Source organism: uncultured Methanobrevibacter sp. (genome assembly GCF_937898925.1).
In the GTDB taxonomy this organism is placed as follows: domain Archaea; phylum Methanobacteriota; class Methanobacteria; order Methanobacteriales; family Methanobacteriaceae; genus Methanobrevibacter.
In genome coordinates, this window is the sequence record NZ_CALDKF010000020.1 from 1 (window position 1) to 1,973 (window position 1,973).

Sequence of the window (1,973 nt, forward strand, 5' to 3'; positions counted from 1 at the left end):
ATATTGTTTTTTTGAGTTCATATATGTTTAGAGAGCGTTTGAGAAGTAATGGTTAATGTATAGTTTACTATTTATGAAAATAACTCCATTTTGTCCTTTTTTTAAATATTTTTTTTATCATGATGATGTCTGAAGAATTATTGAAAAGATTTTGTTCAAATAGGAACATTAAGTGTTCCACGCTTAAGTCCTACAGGTCTGCAATTGCCAAGTATGAGTTCTTTCATGATATGGCTATTGAATCACTTATGGATGAGGCAATTGTTGAGGAAGATGAAGGAATTTCGCTTAAGAGCAGGAAAATTAAAAGCAGATTGTTGGATTTCAGGTCTTTTTTATTGGATTCAGGGTTGGCTATCAGCACTGTCAGAACCTATTTTTCCAGAATCAAGACATTCTATAGGCATTTTGAAATTGAATTGCCCTATTTGAATGACATTAAGTTTGATGGGGAGTATCTATCCTCATATTATGACTTGCCTACAAGAGGTGACATCAGGAATGTCTGTTCCATTTCATCTAATGCTTTTAGGGCGCTTGTTCTTTTCATTTCAAGCAGTGGCTGTGCCAAGGCGGAAACCCTTTCCCTTACTGTCGGTGATTTTGTAAAGGCAAGTGATGAGTATCATGATGGGGGTTCAATTGATGATGTTTTGAATTGCTTGATTGGTAGGAGGGATATTGTTCCTGCATTTTATCTTAAGAGGATAAAGACCAATAAGTTCTATTATGCATTTTGCTCTCCTGAAGCAAGTCATCATATTGTGAAGTATCTGATTTCAAGAAAGGGCTTGTCTTTGGATGATAGGCTTTTTGACTTTACTGACAGTTCCTTGATCTATAGTTTCAAGAAGGTGAATGATAAGCTGGATATGGGATTCGTAGGGCATTATAGGTTTTTTAGGTCTCATGCTCTGCGTAAGTTCCATGCAAGCAATATAGGCTTGGGGGCTGATATTGTTGATGAGCTGCAGGGAAGAGGAAAGACAAGGGTTCGTGAGGCGTATATGAAGACAAATCCAAGGAGGCTGAAGGAGATTTATATGGGTGCTATGCATAATGTGATGGTCTTTGATGATTGGATTGGGGAGTGTGAAAAAGAGGATGATTGTGTGATTATTGAGAATCAGGTGATAAATATCATCATCAATTTCACTTTGGATGGAATGGAGTATAAGGTGGAAAAGTAGAATATGTTTTTTATAGATTTTTATGTGTTTTTGGTAAAGACATGAAAAATCCTAATGAGACTTACCGAAAAATGGGAAAAACATCTGTTTTTCCTAAATCCATTCAAATAATCTTGATAAAAAAATAAGTTCTTATCAAGCTAGATTGGTGACTACTCAAATGAATTTTACATTTATTATATATACATATATACTTATATAAAGTTTACTAAACTAAGTTCAGTTAAAAAATTTTTAGGTAGAGAAAGTCATTTGATGCTTAATTCAAACAAATGATTTTTTTTCGGATATAACTAATTAAAATCTAGTTTTAAAGTGAATAACTGGATAATTTTGCTTTAAAATAAAAATTACCCTATTAAAATTTCACTAAAAAAATGCTTTTTTAGATCATCATACAATGCAGCTGTTTTTAGATAAATTATGTTTCTTTACCAAAGAAACATAAAAATCATGAGAACCTATAGGACTTATTGAAGAAATTTTCTGGATATTCTTTTCTACCTTTCCTGATGGAAAGGTGAGGAATTTTGAAAATAAAAAAATTATAATTTTGTGATAATATGAGTTTTAAAAAGATATGCATATGTTTAATACTTATATTTTGTATAATCGGAGCTGCAAGCGCTGCAGAGGATGTGTCCACGGATGTTGTGGATGCAAGCGATGATGCCGTTGCAGTTGATGCGGTTTCCGAAGACGTAAGCGATTCTTTGGAATCTGTTGTTGAAGATGAGCCGGTTGTGGTTGATTCTGCATCTGCTCAGGATGAAATTGATGATG

At 33.5% G+C, this 1,973-nt stretch carries 2 protein-coding genes; both read left to right on the forward strand.

Annotation, left to right across the window (positions count from 1 at the left end; genetic code table 11):
* Window positions 1–125 precede the first annotated feature (125 nt).
* Window positions 126–1,190, forward strand: coding sequence for an integrase (locus Q0409_RS01495; RefSeq protein ID WP_298534323.1), 1,065 nt, complete (start codon window positions 126–128; stop codon window positions 1,188–1,190).
* Window positions 1,191–1,753: 563 nt separating this feature from the next.
* A partial coding sequence (locus Q0409_RS01500; RefSeq protein ID WP_298534326.1) for a hypothetical protein occupies window positions 1,754–1,973 on the forward strand: 220 nt, incomplete at its 3' end.